Origin of the sequence: Enterococcus sp. DIV1206 (genome assembly GCF_051712485.1) — a bacterium.
GTDB lineage: Bacteria > Bacillota > Bacilli > Lactobacillales > Enterococcaceae > Enterococcus > Enterococcus faecalis.
On sequence record NZ_JBIOOZ010000001.1, the window covers coordinates 1,434,386 to 1,452,359 of the forward strand.

19 protein-coding genes and 1 tRNA gene are annotated in these 17,974 nt (G+C 35.4%); 17 read left to right on the forward strand and 3 right to left on the reverse strand.

Annotated features, from left to right (window positions below; all coding sequences use genetic code 11):
• Positions 1 to 106: 106 nt before the first annotated feature.
• The 8 genes from IGK86_RS07025 (at position 107) to IGK86_RS07060 (ending at position 7,707) form a co-directional block, all read left to right on the forward strand.
• A complete protein-coding gene (locus IGK86_RS07025; protein WP_438742238.1) occupies positions 107 to 2,599 on the forward strand; it encodes a hypothetical protein in 2,493 nt (830 codons plus the stop codon).
• Positions 2,599 to 3,498, forward strand: coding sequence for a phage tail domain-containing protein (locus IGK86_RS07030; protein WP_023895281.1), 900 nt, complete (start codon positions 2,599 to 2,601; stop codon positions 3,496 to 3,498). The genes IGK86_RS07025 and IGK86_RS07030 overlap by 1 nt, the downstream gene beginning before the upstream one ends.
• Before the next feature lie 3 nt (positions 3,499 to 3,501).
• Positions 3,502 to 4,596, forward strand: a complete 1,095-nt coding sequence (locus IGK86_RS07035; protein WP_438742240.1) for a siphovirus ReqiPepy6 Gp37-like family protein — start codon at positions 3,502 to 3,504, stop codon at positions 4,594 to 4,596.
• A 10-nt stretch (positions 4,597 to 4,606) separates the two neighbouring features.
• Positions 4,607 to 5,605 carry a structural protein gene (locus tag IGK86_RS07040; RefSeq protein ID WP_192189374.1) on the forward strand — a complete coding sequence of 333 codons (999 nt, stop codon included), beginning with the start codon at positions 4,607 to 4,609 and terminating at the stop codon, positions 5,603 to 5,605.
• Positions 5,606 to 6,121, forward strand: coding sequence for a hypothetical protein (locus tag IGK86_RS07045; protein WP_207491325.1), 516 nt, complete (start codon positions 5,606 to 5,608; stop codon positions 6,119 to 6,121).
• 50 nt (positions 6,122 to 6,171) lie between these two features.
• Entirely contained in the window at positions 6,172 to 6,381 is a 210-nt protein-coding gene (locus tag IGK86_RS07050; protein ID WP_010711299.1) for a BhlA/UviB family holin-like peptide, read from the forward strand.
• A gap of 52 nt (positions 6,382 to 6,433) precedes the next feature.
• Positions 6,434 to 7,540, forward strand: a complete 1,107-nt coding sequence (locus tag IGK86_RS07055) for an SH3 domain-containing protein (RefSeq protein ID WP_438742243.1) — start codon at positions 6,434 to 6,436, stop codon at positions 7,538 to 7,540.
• Between the two features lie 93 nt (positions 7,541 to 7,633).
• Positions 7,634 to 7,707: transfer RNA gene (locus IGK86_RS07060), tRNA-Ile, on the forward strand.
• Positions 7,708 to 8,167: 460 nt separating this feature from the next.
• On the opposite strand, the gene IGK86_RS07065 is transcribed toward IGK86_RS07060, so the two are convergent.
• Entirely contained in the window at positions 8,168 to 8,458 is a 291-nt protein-coding gene (locus tag IGK86_RS07065; protein WP_002393362.1) for a hypothetical protein, read from the reverse strand.
• 436 nt (positions 8,459 to 8,894) lie between these two features.
• Between IGK86_RS07065 and IGK86_RS07070 the strand changes: the two genes are divergently transcribed.
• From IGK86_RS07070 to ybaK, 8 genes are all read left to right on the forward strand, one after another.
• Positions 8,895 to 9,557, forward strand: coding sequence for a YdeI/OmpD-associated family protein (locus IGK86_RS07070; RefSeq protein WP_010713352.1), 663 nt, complete (start codon positions 8,895 to 8,897; stop codon positions 9,555 to 9,557).
• Positions 9,557 to 10,024 carry a DUF1801 domain-containing protein gene (locus tag IGK86_RS07075; protein WP_016616875.1) on the forward strand — a complete coding sequence of 156 codons (468 nt, stop codon included), beginning with the start codon at positions 9,557 to 9,559 and terminating at the stop codon, positions 10,022 to 10,024. Before IGK86_RS07070 ends, IGK86_RS07075 begins: the two co-directional genes overlap by 1 nt.
• Before the next feature lie 10 nt (positions 10,025 to 10,034).
• Positions 10,035 to 10,928, forward strand: coding sequence for a deoxyribonuclease IV (locus IGK86_RS07080; protein ID WP_002357396.1), 894 nt, complete (start codon positions 10,035 to 10,037; stop codon positions 10,926 to 10,928).
• A gap of 193 nt (positions 10,929 to 11,121) precedes the next feature.
• Complete coding sequence (locus tag IGK86_RS07085; protein WP_002357397.1) at positions 11,122 to 11,340, forward strand: YneF family protein; 219 nt, start codon at positions 11,122 to 11,124, stop codon at positions 11,338 to 11,340.
• Positions 11,341 to 11,537: 197 nt separating this feature from the next.
• A complete protein-coding gene (locus tag IGK86_RS07090) occupies positions 11,538 to 13,289 on the forward strand; it encodes an ABC transporter ATP-binding protein (RefSeq protein WP_438742245.1) in 1,752 nt (583 codons plus the stop codon).
• Entirely contained in the window at positions 13,289 to 15,073 is a 1,785-nt protein-coding gene (locus tag IGK86_RS07095; protein WP_438742247.1) for an ABC transporter ATP-binding protein, read from the forward strand. The genes IGK86_RS07090 and IGK86_RS07095 overlap by 1 nt, the downstream gene beginning before the upstream one ends.
• Before the next feature lie 155 nt (positions 15,074 to 15,228).
• Positions 15,229 to 15,990 (forward strand): type I 3-dehydroquinate dehydratase, encoded by a 762-nt coding sequence (gene aroD / locus IGK86_RS07100; protein ID WP_010712514.1) that lies wholly within the window; start codon positions 15,229 to 15,231, stop codon positions 15,988 to 15,990.
• Complete coding sequence (gene ybaK, locus IGK86_RS07105; protein ID WP_016616874.1) at positions 15,987 to 16,502, forward strand: Cys-tRNA(Pro) deacylase; 516 nt, start codon at positions 15,987 to 15,989, stop codon at positions 16,500 to 16,502. The genes aroD and ybaK overlap by 4 nt, the downstream gene beginning before the upstream one ends.
• Positions 16,503 to 16,632: 130 nt before the next feature.
• On the opposite strand, the gene IGK86_RS07110 is transcribed toward ybaK, so the two are convergent.
• Complete coding sequence (locus tag IGK86_RS07110) at positions 16,633 to 17,040, reverse strand: ribonuclease HI family protein (RefSeq protein ID WP_002357402.1); 408 nt, start codon at positions 17,038 to 17,040, stop codon at positions 16,633 to 16,635.
• Between the two features lie 100 nt (positions 17,041 to 17,140).
• Between IGK86_RS07110 and IGK86_RS07115 the strand changes: the two genes are divergently transcribed.
• Positions 17,141 to 17,602, forward strand: coding sequence for an EbsA family protein (locus IGK86_RS07115; RefSeq protein WP_002357403.1), 462 nt, complete (start codon positions 17,141 to 17,143; stop codon positions 17,600 to 17,602).
• A 104-nt stretch (positions 17,603 to 17,706) separates the two neighbouring features.
• Here the strand turns inward: IGK86_RS07115 and IGK86_RS07120 are convergent, their stop codons facing one another.
• Positions 17,707 to 17,913, reverse strand: coding sequence for a cold-shock protein (locus tag IGK86_RS07120; RefSeq protein ID WP_002357404.1), 207 nt, complete (start codon positions 17,911 to 17,913; stop codon positions 17,707 to 17,709).
• Between the last annotated feature and the right edge of the window lie 61 nt (positions 17,914 to 17,974).

Below are 17,974 nucleotides of genomic sequence, written 5' to 3' on the forward strand. Positions count from 1 at the left end.
TTTAACTAAGTTTCAAAGTTATAGCAGAGGTGCTAGTGGAGAATTTTCTTTATTAGAACAAGGTATCTCAAGTAATACAGGTTCAATTGTAAATAATTTTTCTAAAATGGGTCAATCAATTGAAACAATACTAACTAAAAAAATTGAAACATTGAAAGGTATAGTTAAAGAGTTACCAGACGATATTAAAGAAGCTGCCAATGAATTAACAGAAGATGAAATAGCAAATCAGGAAAAATATCTTGCTATAGTAAAAGAAAACAATGCTAAAATTACTCAAATCAAAAAAACTGCTTCAAATAATAATCGACAAATTAGCTATGAAGAAACTGTTCGGATAAAAGCTTATGCTCAAGAAAGTGCTGAAGCATACGTAAATTCACTGGGGAAAAGTGAAAAAGAATCAAAACAAATTCTGGAAGCAATGACTGGTAATGTTAGTGTTGCTTCAAAAGCACAAGCTAAAGAATGGCTGCAGTCATTAGGAAAACAAAGACAAGAATCTTCTCTTGAATATCAAAAGATGCAAGAAGATATGAAAGAAAAATTAGTGGATTCAGGATATGATTTAAATAGTAAGTATGCTAAAGAAATGCTTAAATTACTTAAAGAAAGTAGCGATTCTGCTCAACAAATAACTGATGATCAGATGTCAACAATTCTTGCAAAATATCCAGAATTAACTAATGAAGTTTTCTTAGCTAATGGTCAATTGATAAGTACAATGGGTGATGCATCAGAAGCTGCAATTACTCAAAATAAAAAACTAGCTTCTTCATTTACAGATATGACTAATACTTCTGCCAAAGCAGCAGAAGATAACGCAAAAAAAGTTGAACTAATGTCTGAAAAAAGTGGAGAATATGCTGATTTTTGGAATGATTTAGTTTTAGAAGATAAAGATGGACATGTGAAAACTAACGCTCAAGAAGCAATAACAGAAGCTGCAAAATCTGAACAAGGATGGAATAAGTTATTATTTGCTTCTAAACATGCGGATTTAAAAAGTAATGCCAAATTGATGATAGCGGAAGCTGCTATAGCTAATGGACGTTGGGAAAAGATGACCTTTACTGAACAACAAGCTTTGCTAAAGAGTAATGTTACTAAAACCATGACACAAGCATTGCAAGCTAAAGGTGATTGGGGAAAACTAAGCTTTGAAGAAAAGAAAGCAGTTCTTTATTCAAATACTCCAGAAGTTATGGCAGAAACAATGCTTAATTTGGGATTGTGGAAAGAGTATCAACCACAAGTTAAAGAATTAAAAGTAAAAAATCAAGGATTTCTTGAGGTATTAAGTCAATCTCAAGATAAAATTATCCACTGGTCACAAGTCCCAGTGGATATAAAGGAAATTCTTGGTGATAATTACGATTTACTTTCAAAAATATATGGATCAGAACAATCATATAATCGCTGGAAAAATTTACCAGATGATGAGAAAAAACTTCTGGCTAATAATTCTGATGTATTGCAAAAAATTATGACTTCTGATACTAGTTTAAAACAATGGAATGCGTTACCAGCTGATCAGAAAAAAATGCTTGGAGATAATACTGATTTATTAACAAAAGTTATGGCATCAGAAGAAAGTATGAATGCTTGGAAAGCTTTGCCTGATCCAGTAAAAAAAATGTTAGGTAATAACGAAGATTTAAAAGCTAAGATAGCCGAAGGTAGCTTAAGTGTTGAAACATATAATCAAGTTAAACCACATTTAAAAAAATTACTAGGTGATGCTTCAAATGTATCAAACCAATCACAGGTAGGTATTCAAAATTTAAATGCATTCAATGCAAACAATCCAGCAATGAAACTTTTAAAAGGTGATTCTTCAAGTGCGCAAAATGCTGCTAGAACTGGGGGTAGTGCCTTAAATATTTATAAAGCAAATAATCCAGCTAGCAAGAATTTAAAAGGTAATGCTTCAGGAGTAGTAAGTGCAACAGCTAGTGGTAATAGTAGTTTAAATGTTTTTGCTGCAAATAATCCTGTAGAGAAGTTGTTAAAAGCACGAGATGAGGCAACTGGGCCAGCAAGTTCAGCTAAAAATGCAGTAAATGATTTTAATTCAGGACCTTCAGTTATAACTAAAACATTAAAAGTTGTTGCTGATATTGGCGGAAAAGTGGCAAAAATTTTAGGACTTGAAACAGGAACAAATTATCACGTTGGAGGTCCAGCGATTGTTAATGACCAAAGAGGACCTGTTTATAAAGAATTAGTTATTCCTAAAGGCGGTGTGCCATTTATTCCAGAAGGAAGAAATGTTTTTCTTCCTGATTTGCCAAGAGGTTCAAAAGTCATTAAAGCTTCTGAAACAAAAAAACTGATTCCTCGTTATGAAAACGGCGTAGGCGTTCCGAGAAATTCTTCGGTTGTTAAAAATTTAATTGCTGTGCAAGAATCGAAGGAATCAACTGATTTTGGAGAATTAGCTTCAACTATGCGTGAATTACTTGCATATATGAAGAGCGGTAATTTTAATGGTATGGAAGTTAATCAAAATTTTGTTGTATCTGATACTAAAACAGCTCGTGAAGCAGCTATTGAAAATAAACGTCAATTAAGGAATTTAGCAAGGGGGCTTAAATAGTGAAGTTAGAATTAATGTATACAAATCAAAATGGGGAGCAACTCGTTTTTAACGAATCAGCTCCTTATTTTTTGCAAAATGTAGAAGGATTAGAAGCACCTGAAAATGTTGTTTTAGCAGAAGAAGTGTTCGGTGATGACGGCGCTAAAGTTGTAGGAATTCGATTAAGTACCCGTAAACCATTAATAGAAGGAGTTTTAATCGGTAAAACGGAAGAAGAAATTTATCAATTACGACGTGATATGATTCAAAAAATCGATTTAAAACAAACAGGTAAATTAACATTGAAAGTTTATGATAAAGAATATGAAACAGATGTGTTACCTATTCAAGCGCCTAGCTTCAAACTTTATGAAGATAGTCCTTTTAAAATTGATGAATGGAATTTATTTTCATTGCAGTTTGAAGCATTTGATTCGTATTTTCGTGATGTATCTTTTTATAATTCGTTAGTCCCATTAGCTACATTAAATCCAACACTTATTTTTCCTATGGTATTTGTTCAAGGTGAAGAGCACACGTTCGGGCGTTTTGAATCAGGAAATATTGAAAAAATTGTAAACAATGGAGACGTACAAGTTGGAGCAGTCTTTTTTATGAAATGTGTAACAACTGTGACTAATCCACAAATTTATGATGTAACGAAACAAACATTTTTTGGATTTAAAGGAACATTTGAATCTGGAACGAGATTTGAACTTTCAACTGTGCGTGGCAATTTATATGCTAAAAAAATTATAAATGGCAAAGAGACAAATGCGGTGCCAGAACGACTAGAAGGAAGTAGTTTCTTTCGATTATCAAAAGGAGATAATTATTTACAGCTAAAAGCAGCAAATAATACACAAAACGGTATTACATGTGAAATGCAATTTACACCGTTAGTAAGTGGGGTGTAAATAATGGATTTTGCTACGTCACCATTTGTAGAAATCTTTAGAAGAAAGTCAGGGTTTCAATACGAATCTTCTTCAGTCCTAGATATTTGGAAATCATTAAGTATTACGGAAAACTACAAGAAGTCAAATACATTTGAAGCCGTTCTTTTGATTGATTATATGCCAGAAGAGATGTTGAAAGAAGAAACTATTTTATTAATTAATAATTGCTTTTACTATATTGATTCTATTATTTGTGATGATTTTAGTAGTGGGTTAATCACTATTTCTGGTAAATCACTTTTTGGAAAAACTGGCAAACGGATCGTGTATCGTATTTATAATCAAACAAAAAGACCAGAACTAATCTGTTATGACCATTTAAGAAATGAGGTCATTGCTCCTTCAGATTCAAAGAGAAAAATTGATTATTTATCTGTAGAACAGCCACCAGCGATTACTAGTTCAACAATTAGTTATCAAAATAGTTATGGAAATGTTGAAGAAGAAATTGAAGGGTTATGCGAAAGTTATGGTTTTGGTTTCGATGAAGTTCCCTATCAATCAGGAAAAGTTGGAACAACTATTCGATTTAGAAAAAGTGAAAATCGCTCAAATATTATTCAATTTAGTACTACGTTTGAAAATATTACAAATGAATCTCTTGAAAAAAACAATTATGATGAAGCGACTACAGCTCTTATTTATGGAGAAGGAGAAGGTAAAGCTCGTAAGCATACTCAAGTAAACAACAATTTGAGTGGCCTCGAACGAAAAGAGATATATGTAGATGCTCGTGATTTACAACAAACGGTGAATGATGTGAAAATGTCTGATTCTCAGTATATTGCAACGCTTCAATCCAGAGGAAAAGAAAAGTTAGCTGAACAACCAGCGGTACTTGCTTTGAATGGGACTATCAATTTAAATGATAGTCTTTTTGTTTATGGTCGAGATTATAGATTAGGAGACCGAGTGAAACGTATTTCTTCTTTTGGTTATTCAGATACTGTTGTTTTAAATTCTGTAACTCAAACTTGGGATGAGAAAGGTTACCATATAGACGGTGAATTTGGTAATCAGAGTAAAACAATTATTGATGTAATTAAAAGAAAGTAGGTGTTTGTTTTTGGCAGAATTAAGTTTATTTTACGATGGTGTGCTACAAGATAATGGAAAGTATGATCGTGCGTATACCTCGGCAGACTGGGCAAAATATTTTGAGAATATTTTTCGAAATGGCGTGATGATGTCTATTGGAGAAGCGTTGAGAATAGCGCCAGCAGATTCAGTCGGAATGAGAGTAGTTGTTAAAGCTGGTTCAGCATGCTTAAAAGGCTATCAATATATAAACACAACAGCTTTTGCATTACCAATTGAAGTCGCTTCTTCGACACAAGATAGAATTGATTCTATAGTTGTTCGGCATGATTTAAATGCTAGACGATCATATGTAGCGGTAAAAAAAGGAAATATAGCAATTGAGCGCACGTCAGATATTTTTGAAATACAATTGGCTACTATTCGAGTTCCACGAAATAGCACAGCTATTACAGCAGATTTAATTATAGATAAACGTTCAGATGAGAAAGTTTGTGGCTATTCTACACCATTTGAAAATGTTTCGGTATCTGGAATGGAGAAGCAATATGAAGAAATGTTAAAGCAAGTATTTAATGATTTTTCAGCTTCAGCAGATGAAAAAAATAGAGAAATGTCTCAATCGTTAAATGATATGTCTGTTTTATTCAATACATGGTTTGATAATCTCAAAAATTTATTAGATAAAAATCAAGCTGCAAATTTGCAAAATCAAATTGATAAATTGACTGCAACTATTGATTTAGGAACTATCAATCATAAATTAGGTGGGTTTCCCAGTGTTAGAGCTTTAAGTTGGGATTATGGAGCAGGTGTTGTTCCTGTCGGTCAAGAAACAACAGGTGCAGGTGGAGGACATCCGCAGACGTTATCAATAAATATAGAATATTTAAGTAGAAATTCTTTAAAAGTAAAAGTACCTGTTGATTTCGGACTAGTGAATCCTAAATATCAAAAGCTTGATGAGTATCATCATAGATTCATTTCAGGAATAAAAACAATAGAAGTTATTTTAGGAGGAAATTAAATGAATGAGATTATAAAAATTAACGAAGGGGATCCGTTGTGGCATGAACCTATTAATGAAAATTTTGAAATTGTAGAACAATTAATTCAAGCTAAAAAAAGATATGTTTACAAAAAATCAGGACTTAGCGAAGTAGAAACCGCGTACAAAACTGCGTTTGGAGAAGAAACAAATATTCTTCTTATTCGTGAAAACGATAAAGTAGAGGCTTATTTGCGTGTAAATGTGGCAGATGCAACTAAACTAAAGACTGCTATGGTACCAATTTTTATTATTCCAGAAGGATTTAAAATTGACCAATCATTAAGAGAGGATTTTTGGAATATTGCATTAACGACAGTTCAATATACTTTCCCCCAAGGGAATTATGGAGCTCTATATGAAATGAATGCGAAAGGTATTCGGTTTGGTAGTGATAGAAAAGGAAATCACTATGTACATGGTAGTTGGCGCACTGCTGATCCTTTTCCAAAAAGTGGTAGTTTGGGAACAGGAACTGTTACTATACTTGATTAATACGTCGAAAAAGAAGTGTAAAGAAATTATCGGAAAGTAGGTAAGTAGTTTTGATTGAAGAATTTGTAAGAGGTTTATTAACAAATCCAGAGCAAGTAACATTTACAACTCTATTTGTTGGTTTATTTATTTGGGTGATGAAACAAAATAATGATCGTGAGCGTAATTATCAAGAAACAATTGGAAAGCTTGCGGACTCGTTAAAAGATGTTGAAGACATTAAAACGACGGTAGAAAAAATTCATGAGAAATTAAATTAAGGTATGGCTCTAAGCTATACCTTTTTATTATTAATTTTAGGAAGGTGTTTTTATGAAAAAAACTGTTAAATTATTAGTAGCTGGTGCAATGACATTAGGTTTGATGTTACCGATTGGCGCAAATGCTTATCAAATTGAACAAGACCCAATCAATTTTGGCGGCTATTTTCCCGGTTATGCAACCAATGAATTGATTGTATTGCATGAGTCAGGAAATGGAAATAATGTTGGTCCAAACAGTTTAGATAATGAAACAGCATATATGAAACGGAATTGGCAAAATGCGTATGTTTCATATTTTGTTGGTTCTGGTGGTCGAGTGAAACAGTTAGCACCAGCAGGACAAATTCAATGGGGCGCAGGACCAACAGCGAATGCAAAAGCTTATGCTCAAATCGAATTAGCACGAACGAATAACAAAGAAACGTTCAAGAAAGACTATGCAGCCTATGTTAATTTGATTCGCGATTTAGCAACTCAAATCGGCGCAACATTTGATTTAGATGATGGTACAGGATACGGAATTGTATCGCACGATTGGGTGTCTAAAACTTGGTGGGGTGATCATACAGACCCTTACGGATATTTAGCGCAGTGGGGCATCAATAAGGCACAGTTAGCCCAAGATTTGCAAACAGGATTGCCAGAAGATGGCTCAGAAACGATTGTGAACCCTGGAAAGCCGAACGCACCAAAATATAAAGTAGGTCAACACGTTCGCTTCACAACAATCTACAAAAATCCAGATGCGCCAATTAGCCAACATATCAATGCAGATAGTTTGTGGACGCAAGTTGGAACAATTACACAAAAACTAGACGGTCGTAAAAATTTATATCGTATCGAAAACAGCGGCAAATTACTAGGTTATGCAAACGATGGTGATATTGCGGAATTGTGGGAAAGTAGCAAACCAACACCAGCTAAAACATTCACCATTGGCGTAAATGAAGGCATTGTTCTTCGCAACGGTGCGCCGAGCTTGTCAGCGCCCGTTTACGGAGTATGGCCGAAAGGTTCTACTTTTAAGTATGATTCAGTTCGTGTAGCAGATGGCTATGTTTTTTTAGGTGGTTCTGATTCAAACGGAACTAGAATTTACATTCCTGTTGGTCCAAATGATGGCAATCCATCAAACACTTGGGGTACTGGATATTAAGAACAGCTTGATTTTCTGTAACCCTTAGTTTAGAATAAACTTACACTTATTTAAATTTCTCTTGAGTCGCCTTCCCAAAGGCGGCTCTTTTCAGGACCATTAGCTCAGTTGGTTAGAGCAAACGGCTCATAACCGTTCGGTCACAGGTTCGAGTCCTGTATGGTCCATAACGAAAGCCTCGCTCTCTAAATGAGAGTGAGGCTTATTTTTATTCGTCTAGGCATGAAATTGACTACCATTTGACTACCATAATGGTGTGAAAAGTTGTGGAACATTTGTAGTTGAATAAAACATAAACGGCTTTGTATCAACGTTTATTTGTGTTTTAGTGAGTAATTTGTACTTGTGATTTATTTCTTGTTAAAATACTAAAACACTGTGAACTTCAATCTTATACGGTTTATAAATTAAAAATAATAGTTAACAGTTAATACTAGCTTAATATTTTGCTTTAGGAAGACTTGTTTACCTTAATGTAAGCAAGTCTTTTTATAAAGTTTTGCTTATAGTACTAGAATCAATAGTCACCAACATTATCTTGAACGGTTTATTATATAAAAATACCGACCAAGTTTCTCTGGTCGGTATTCTGTCTAATTTTTAAGTCTCACTACAGATAGCCAATCCTTACTTGTATAATATTACTGTATGGAAACCTTCCATAGATCCTGACAGACCTTGATTTTGTAGTGAATCAATTTTTATATCAACAATTTCATAACCATCTAACTGCATAGAAGATATTATTTCATCAATTTGCGTAGTGTATTTGTCCTCACAGCCAAAATTTTGATTAATCCATTTACTAAAACTATTTACCATAACTAGATGAGTTAAACCATCTTTAGGTTTTAAAAATTTTTTTATTTCTTTTTGATAAATAGATTCTGCAGCACTTTTTTGTCCTTTTGTAAACATTCCCACTCTATTTCACCACCTTTCCAGTAAAATTATTATTGCTAATATATTTATTGCTTCAAGCTTTTTGTGAATGTCCAAAGTGTTAATCACTAATAAAGTTAGACTATTATTCCTCTCTATGGTGATTCATTAAGGAAAAGTATTGGTTAAAGCATATAGACGATAAAGATAGTATATCAATGTTCACAAAAGTCTACAATAAAAATTCAAATTTGTTATAGACTATATTAGAAAAGTAATGGGTGGGTATTGTTGTATCAACAATAAGGAGGACTGTAAGAAAAGTCCTTTGTCAAGATAGTATTGAAATAAAAAGCTGAAAATCAAAAGGACAAATGTTACAAAAAACTCTTTTTTACTATTGGGCATATTCAATTACAGATAACTTGTGCTATGCTAGAATAAAAAGTGCAGTCGCTATAAGGAGTAGGTTATGAAATCAATTGTCGAAAAGTTAAACTTAACGAAGTATCAGCAACTAGTTACTTTAAATAGACCACAGGGAGAGTATCTATCTGAATTTGCTTCAGCCGCGCAGCAATTACCCTCAGAACCAGTTGAGCTGATTTTTGCATTTGTGAAAACGATGGCGGAATTTCAAGAGATTGTTTCAATGGTGATTGAAGGTCAACATTTAGTAGAAAATGGGTTGTTATATGTGGCTTATCCGAAAAAAGGCAATAAAATGTATCCAACCTTTGTCCACCGAGATGAAATTTTTCCAACATTACAAGTAAACGAGGCAGATGGGTATATTAAAGGCTCAACCTTAAAATTTAATCGCATGGTTAGTTTAGATGAGACTTTTACGGTTGTCGGCATGAAGAATGTTCTTAAAAAGCCAGCGAAGAATCAGACCAGTTCTGCTGTTGGGGATTATGTTCAATATTTACCAGAAATTGAAGCGTTGGTACAAACAGAACCAGCTGCTGCAGCGACATTCGCTGCATTAACGCCTGGTTATCAAAAAGAGTGGGCGCGGTATGTATTTAGTGCAAAGCGAGCGGAGACACGGAAAAAGCGGCAAACTGAAATGTTAGCCATTTTAAAAGAAGGCTATAAAACCAAAGCCCTTTATCAGCAAAGGAAGAAATAATGGGGCAGTCAATTGAAACAGTTACAGCATACATCGAAACAGTTGAACCAAAATGGCGAATTGCTTATCAGCAAGTATTAGACGCCGTTTCGCAAAATTTGCCAGCAGGATTTGAATTAACAATGCAATATGGCATGCCAACCTTTGTTGTGCCGCTTTCAGTATTTCCAGAAGGCTATCTCAACCGTGGTGATGAGCCGTTACCATTTATCAGTTTAGGCGCTACTAAAAGGCAAGTAGCTTTATATCACATGGGATTAATGGGAAATGAAGCCGTCCGAAGTTGGTTTCAAGAAGCCTATCAGGAACAAGTGTCAACAAAGCTAAACATGGGGAAAAGTTGTCTTCGCTTCACTAATCCTAAGCGAATACCCTATGAACTAATTGGCGAATTAGTAACAAAAATCACGCTAGAAGAATGGCTGCAACAGTATCAATACCACCAAAAGAAAAAGAAGAATTATTAGGAGGAACCACATGTTATTAGGATCACACGTTAGTATGAGTGGCAAGAAAATGCTATTAGGCTCTGCCGAGGAAGCGGCTAGTTATGGCTCAACAACCTTTATGATTTATACAGGTGCGCCACAAAACACGCGCCGGAAACCGATTGAAGAAATGAATATTGAAGCTGGGCAAGCTTTTATGAAGGAACACAATTTAAGTAATATCGTCGTTCATGCCCCGTATATTATTAATTTAGGTAATACAATTAAAACGGAAAATTTCGGTTTTGCCGTTGACTTTTTGCGACAAGAAATTGAGCGAGCACAAGCGTTGGGAGCAACGCAAATCACGTTACACCCAGGTGCGCATGTTGGCGCAGGTCCAGAAGCCGGCATCAAACAAATTGTTAAAGGTCTAAACGAAGTCTTGTGGAAAGAGCAAATCCCTCAAATCGCTTTAGAAACAATGGCTGGTAAAGGAACCGAAATCGGCCGTACGTTTGACGAACTAGCTGCGATTATTGACGGAGTTACGCTAAATGATAAGCTTTCTGTCACTCTGGATACTTGCCACATTAATGATGCAGGTTATAATGTAAAAGATGATTTTGATGGCGTATTAGTTGAATTTGATAAAATTATCGGATTGGATCGTTTAAAAGTCATTCATGTGAATGATTCTAAAAATCCTATGGGCTCACATAAAGATCGTCATGCCAATATTGGTTTTGGCACTATTGGTTTTGAAGCTTTAAACGGTGTGGTTCACCATGAAAAATTAACTGCTTTACCAAAAATTTTAGAAACACCTTATGTCGGAGAAGACAAAAAAAATAAAAAGGCCCCTTACGGTTTTGAAATTGCGATGTTAAAAAATCAAACATTTGATCCAGAATTATTAGAAAAAATTCAAGGACAAAACTAAAGCAACAATCGCTCTTAAAGGTCCTATTGACATTTAAGAGCGTATATTTTTGACTTTTAATCACTATTTTGCAAAAAAATCAGACTTTTTTCATTATTTAAGAGAAATCCCGCAAAAAGAACTTTTCTTTTTTTGCTATTTCTAGTAAAATAATTCATTGAGAGCAAAACTATACGGAGAGGAGAGAGTTTCAATGGCAACAGGTTGGGTAGTATTAATCGCAGTAATCGCTTTATTAGTAGGCGCTGCAGGGGGCTTTTTCCTTGCACGCAAATATATGCAAGATTATTTCAAAAAAAATCCTCCCGTTAATGAGGATATGTTACGCATGATGATGGCATCAATGGGTCAAAAACCGTCAGAGAAAAAGGTTAGACAAATGATGCAACAAATGAAAAACCAAGGAAAATAGTAAAGGTTATTCAGGTAATCATGAATAAGTGTAAAAACGGGCTGATTTTCAGTCCGTTTTTTTGTTGTTTTGCGGGAGAATAGGATAATCTAGGAGGAAAAGAGCGAGACGTTTAATCAAAAACAACAATAACGAAGAAACCTTCTAGCTCGAAAGTAGTCTTCGTAGAACAACAAAGTAAAAGGAGGGACAACTGAATGTCCATATTCAAAAAATTAGGCTGGTTTTTTAAGCAAGAGAAAAAAAGTTATATTATTGGGGTTTTCTCATTAATGATGGTCGCTCTTGTTCAATTAGTCCCGCCCAAAGTTATTGGCGTCGTTGTAGATGAAATCGTTAACAAAGAAATTCGCTTAACGAAAATTATCGTGTGGGTTGCACTCTTGATTGGTGCTGGGCTTGCCCAATATCTTTTTCGCTATATTTGGCGGATGCATATTTGGGGGAGTGCCGCTCGTTTGGAAAAAGAGCTACGGACTCAATTATTTCATCATTTCACAAAAATGGATAGCATCTTTTATCAGAAATATCGGACAGGTGACTTGATGGCGCATGCAACCAATGATTTAAATGCCATCCAAAATGTGGCTGGAGCTGGGATTTTAACATTTGCTGACTCTGTGATTACGGGAGGAACAACGATTATCGCAATGGTTCTATTTGTCGATTGGCGCTTAACATTAATTGCTTTATTACCGCTGCCTTTATTAGCGGTCACCTCACGAGTTCTAGGTTCTAAGTTGCATGATGCCTTTCGAGATTCACAAGCTGCTTTTTCAGCGATTAATGATAAAACACAAGAAAGTATCACTGGAATTAAAGTCATTAAAACATTTGGGCAAGAAAAAGAAGATCTTGCTGATTTTACAGAGAAAATTGATGATGCTATCGTCAAAAATAAACGAACGAACTTTTTAGATGCACTATTTGATCCGTTTATTACGCTGATTATTGGTGTTTCTTATGTTTTGACAATTATTATTGGTGGTCGTTTCATCATGGAAGGAACGATTAGTTTAGGTCAGTTGGTCTCTTTCATTGCCTATATTGGGATGCTAGTTTGGCCAATGTTTGCGATTGGGCGCTTATTTAATGTGTTAGAACGTGGGAATGCTAGTTACGATCGTGTGAACGAATTATTACATGAAAAAACGCATATTATCGAACGAAAAGATGCCATCAAAACAATGGCGCAAGGGACAATTTCAATGAAGATTGATTCTTTTTCTTATCCAAAAGAAGAGACGGTGGCTTTGGAAAATATCCGATTTTCGTTGCAAGAAGGAGAAACCTTGGGGATTGTTGGCAAAACAGGCGCTGGTAAAACCACTATTTTGAAATTGTTGATGCGTGAATATGACCAATACCAAGGAACGATTTTCTTTGGAAAACATAACATTAAAAATTACACATTAGATGCATTGATGGGTGCAATGGGGTACGTGCCACAGGACCATTTTCTCTTTTCCATGACGGTACGAGATAACATTCGTTTTGCTAAACCAGACTTGGAACAAGCAGCAGTTGAACAAGCGGCAGCATTAGCATTTATTAACCAAGAAATTAAAGCATTCCCTGAAGGCTATGACACAATGGTTGGGGAACGTGGCGTTTCGCTTTCTGGAGGACAAAAACAACGGATTTCTATTGCACGGGCCTTGATTGTTGAACCAGAATTGTTAATTTTAGATGATGCCTTATCTGCAGTCGATGCGAAGACTGAAGAGGCGATTTTATCAAATCTAAAAGAAACGCGCCAAGAAAAAACCACTATTATTACAGCGCATCGTTTAAGTAGTGTCATGCATGCAAAAGAAATCTTAGTGTTGGATGAAGGGAAAATTATTGAACGGGGGACACATCAGGAGTTACTGACTCAGAAGGGTTGGTATCAGCGGATGTGGGAAAAACAGCAATTAGAAGCGAAAATTGAAGGGAGTGAGAGTTAATGGAAGAAAAGTATCAATCCGAATGGTCCAGAGAGTTACCGCTGAAAGAACAATTAACGATTGTTCAGCGTTTGTTTCGTTTTGCCAAACCGTTTCGACGCATGTTTTACACAGCTATTCTCTTTGCATTTGGCTTATCAATTATCAATATTCTTTTGCCTAAAGTCATTCAAGTTTTTATGGATAATTATTTAACGCCTAAAACTGCTACAATGCAAGTGATTCTAACTTTTGCTGCTATTTATTTTTTTGGTGTCATTGTCAAAAGTATTGTTTGGTTTTTCCAATGGTATTTGTATTCGATGGCTTCTTTAAAAACGTATCAATATATACGAGTGAAATTATTTGAAAAATTACACACTTTAGGTATGCGTTATTTTGATCAAACACCAGCGGGTTCGACGGTGTCTCGTGTTACCAACGATACAGAAACATTGTTTGAATTCTGGTATGTATTCCTAATGGTGATTACAGGAATTTTTGCCGTAATCTCGTCATTTTTTGCAATGTTTCAACTCAGTCCAGAAATTTCATTTTATTGTCTAATTTTCTTGCCAATTTTATTAGTTGTAATTTGGTATTACCAAAAATTTAGTTCAAAATTATATCGCAGTATGCGGGAAAAATTAAGTCAATTAAACACCAAACTAAATGAATACATCTCTGGTATGCAAATCATTCAACAATTTCGCCAAGAAAAACGTTTGGAAAAAGAATTTGAAGAAACCAATGATGACTATTTAAAAACACGAGTAGCAATGATTCGTATGAATTCGTTATTATTAAGTCCCATCATTAATTTGTTGTATACGTTGGCGATTGCATTGGCCTTAACTATGTTTGGCATCGATGCTTTACATTCTCCTGTAGAAGCGGGGATGATTTATGCTTTTGTAACGTATGTCCAAGCTTTTTTTAATCCGATGACACAAATGATGGACTTCCTAAGTATCTTTACAGATGGGATTGTCGCAGGTAGTCGTATTTTAAAAATTATGGATACGGAAGAATTAACACCGCAACAATCAGTAGGTGCGAATGGGGAAATTATTCGCGGGAAAATTGAATTTCGTAATGTTACTTTTTCTTATGACGGCAAAAACGAAGTATTGAAAAATATTAGCTTTGTTGCAAATCCCGGGGAAACCGTCGCTTTAGTCGGTCATACTGGAAGTGGTAAAAGTTCAATTATTAATGTACTCATGCGTTTCTATGAATTTTATGAAGGGCAGATTTTAATTGATGATCGTGACATTCGTGATTTTCCCATGACAGAATTACGGGAAAAGATGGGCTTGGTATTACAGGATGCTTTCATGTTTTATGGAGATATTGCTGGAAATATCCGTTTACTGAATCCAAACATCACAGATGAACAAATTAAACAGGCTGCGGAATTTGTTCAGGCGGATAAATTTATTCACACGTTACCCAATACCTATCATGCGAAAGTCATTGAACGAGGAGCGAGTTATTCTAGCGGACAACGTCAATTAATTTCGTTTGCACGAACAATTGTAACTGATCCCAAAATTTTAGTTTTAGATGAAGCAACCGCTAATATTGATACAGAAACAGAAGGATTGATTCAAGAAGGATTAGCCAAAATGCGACAAGGAAGAACGACAATTGCGATTGCGCATCGCCTTTCGACGATTCGTGATGCAAACTTGATTTTAGTTTTAGACAAAGGGCAGATTGTAGAACGAGGAACGCACGAAACGTTACTGGCAGAAGGTGGCCTTTATGCGGATATGTATCAGTTACAAAGTACGGAAGTTTAACGTAACAACAGAAAGAGTTAAATAACCCAAACAAAGACATTTAGTGTTAGGAAATTCCTAATTCTAGGTGTCTTTGTAGCTCTTTAAATTGCAAAAAAGAAGAGAAATGGTATGATATGAAGAGAGAAAAATAAACGAGGAAGTTAGGTGGAACTGTGAAGCCAGTTATAGTCAAAAATGTGCGAATAGGTGAAGGCAATCCCAAAATTGTGGTGCCCATTGTTGCTCGAACAGCCGAGGATATTTTGGCCGAAGCAACGGCGAGCCAAACACTAGATTGTGATTTGGTGGAATGGCGTTTAGACTATTATGAAAATGTCGCTGATTTTTCCGATGTATGTAATCTTTCACAACAAGTAATGGAACGGTTGGGGCAAAAACCGTTATTGTTAACTTTTCGTACACAAAAAGAAGGCGGCGAAATGGCTTTTTCCGAGGAAAATTATTTTGCTTTGTATCATGAATTAGTGAAAAAGGGTGCGTTGGATTTATTAGATATTGAATTATTTGCGAATCCGCTGGCGGCAGATACGTTAATTCACGAAGCTAAAAAGGCGGGGATTAAAATTGTTCTCTGTAATCACGACTTTCAGAAAACACCATCGCAAGAGGAGATTGTCGCGCGGTTACGCCAAATGCAAATGCGTCAGGCAGATATTTGTAAAATAGCTGTGATGCCACAAGATGCGACAGATGTACTTACGTTACTTTCAGCAACCAATGAAATGTACACCCATTATGCATCCGTTCCAATCGTTACTATGTCAATGGGACAGTTAGGGATGATTAGTCGCGTAACAGGTCAACTGTTCGGATCGGCACTAACTTTTGGCTCAGCCCAGCAAGCGTCTGCACCAGGCCAACTATCCGTACAAGTATTAAGAAATTATTTAAAGACATTCGAACAAAACAAGTGATTCAGAAGGTGAAAAAAGTGGCAAAGAAAAAAACACAACAAAAAACGAATGCGATGCGCATGGTGGAACAACATAAAGTACCATATAAAGAATATGAATTCGCTTGGAGCGAAGATCATTTAAGTGCAGAAAGTGTCGCTGAAAGTTTAGGTATTGAAAAAGGACGAATTTTTAAAACCTTGGTTACAGTAGGTAATAAAACAGGTCCAGTCGTGGCTGTCATTCCTGGTAATCAAGAATTAGATTTGAAAAAATTAGCGAAAGCTAGTGGCAACAAAAAGGTAGAAATGCTTCACTTAAAAGATTTAGAAGCAACCACAGGCTATATTCGTGGGGGCTGTTCACCAATTGGGATGAAAAAACAATTTCCCACCTATTTGGCTGAAGAAGCTCAACAATATTCTGCAATTATTGTTTCTGCAGGCAAACGTGGCATGCAAATTGAATTAGCACCTGAAGCAATCCTTTCGCTAACCAATGGGCAATTAGCGGAAATAACGACAGAAGAATAAGTGGGCTATAAGAAGAAGTCGAGACAGAACCGTTTATCTGTTTTTAAGCGTGGAGCAAAAATCCCAAGTGATTTTTGCTCCACGTGTTTAATTATCAAATTAATAAAGGAAAAGCATTAAGTAAACAGTGCTACTTTTTATTGGGATAAAATTTTTGTAATGCTTGCCGTGCGAGCATATCGGCCGCTTTGTTTTGACTTTCAGGTAGCCATTTGATTAAGAGCAAAGGAAAATTCTTTTCTAGTTGTTGATATTCTGCTAAATAAGGCTGGTACTTTTCATTTTTAGCATAGTTTTTTTCAATTGTTTGGACAACAATTTTACTATCTGAGTGGAGAAGAACGGTTTGTTGATTGTCTTCATTGGCAATCGCTTGTTTTAAAGCTTCAATCAGCACTTTAAATTCGGCTTCGTGATTACTAACAATGCCTAAAGGCACATGCAATTGTTGCCGCGATTGGTCGGTGAGGTAAACGATACCGCCGCCAGATTCACCTGGATTGCCTTTTGTTGCCGCATCTACATAAATTCTTAACATAAAATTACTCCTAATTTCTTTTTGTTCTTAAAAAAAGTATGTTACTATTATAACATATTTAAATTTAGCGGCGTTGATCCAGAAGTAGTGAGGGCACTTTATGAAAAAACAGAAATTTTATTGGCAGCCAGAATTAGCATCAACAATTATTTACTGGTCTTGCACATTTTGTATATTATTTATTAGTTTAATTTTAGCATTGGAAAATAATGGTCCTTACTTGATTAGTAATCTGGTGATGGTTCCATTTTTTGTGTTTGCTTATCTAGGAATTGCGCGGTCTTTTAATATGACAGAAACATCTTTAATTGTCAGAGATGTTTTGTGGTTTCGCAAAAAAGCACTTCCGCTTTCTCAGATAGAAAAAGTAACCTACAATGAAAAAAGCATCGAAATTTTTTCCTCAGAATTTAAGGAAGGCTCAAAAGTCTTTTTAATGAAAAAGAAAACGATTCCGTTATTTCTTGAGGCACTTAAGGTAAAAAAGCCTGAATTGAAGGTAGCAGAAGATCATTCTTTGGGCCTTCATAAAAAAGAAGAAAAAAACAAGAGTGAGTCATAAGTCGAAACGACTGGTGACCCACTCTCAAAATCTTAAAATAATCAGCTGAAACAAACGCTACGTTTACTTACTTTTTGGAGCTAAGCGCTGTTGGTTCAGCTTTTTTAGTTATCTATTTTTTTGACATGTGCTGCTTGTAGCCCACGATTGCCTTCCATTATCTCGAATTCTACAGATTGATTCTCATCAAGTGATTTGAATCCGTCACCTTCTATAGCAGTGAAGTGGACAAAAATCTCATCTTCTTCGTTGTAAACGATAAAACCATAACCTTTTCTGTTATCGAACCATTTGACAATTCCTTTTTGCATCCAATTCACGCTCCTTTTAGATTTGTAAAGACACTTTCATTATACGAGAAAAGGCTACCAA